The 522-nt window shown below is 70.9% G+C and carries 1 protein-coding gene; it reads right to left on the reverse strand.

What is annotated here, in order from left to right:
* Positions 1–522, reverse strand: a 522-nt coding sequence (locus tag F4V54_RS11315; protein WP_170253163.1) for an FAD-dependent oxidoreductase, incomplete at both ends; no start/stop codon positions are given.

Genomic DNA, 522 nt, shown 5'->3' on the forward strand with positions numbered 1-522 from the left:
GACGGCCTCGCCTCCCGTGCCGCGGGAGACCCGGGTGGGCACTGCGCGGCTGACGACGCGGATGCCCCCGTCGGCGAACACCTCCTGGAGCGCCTTCGACACCTCCGGCTCCTCCTTCGAGGCGAGCCGGGACCGCACGAGCAGCGTGACCTGCGAGCCGAGGCGGGCGAACAGCTGCGCCTGCTCCAGGGCGACGTAGCCGCCGCCGAGCACCAGCAGCGACTCGGGGACCTCCGTCAGCTCCATCGCCGTGGTCGAGGTCAGGTATCCGGTCTCCTTCAGGCCGTCGATCGGCGGTGCCCACGGGCGAGAACCAGTCGCGACCAGGTAGTGGTGGGCCTCGATGGTCTCGACGCTTCCGTCGGATCCGGCAACATCGAGAACCGGCGCATCAGGGGTGCCCACGAACGAGGCGTCGCCGCGGAGGACCTGCCAGCCGTAGGAGTCGGCGACGTCGGCGTACTTCTCGCCGCGCAGCGACTCCACCAACGCTTGCTTCCCAGCGATCAGCGCGGGCATGTC

It is taken from the genome of Corynebacterium tuscaniense (assembly GCF_008693065.1).
GTDB classification, from domain to species: Bacteria; Actinomycetota; Actinomycetes; order Mycobacteriales; family Mycobacteriaceae; genus Corynebacterium; species Corynebacterium tuscaniense.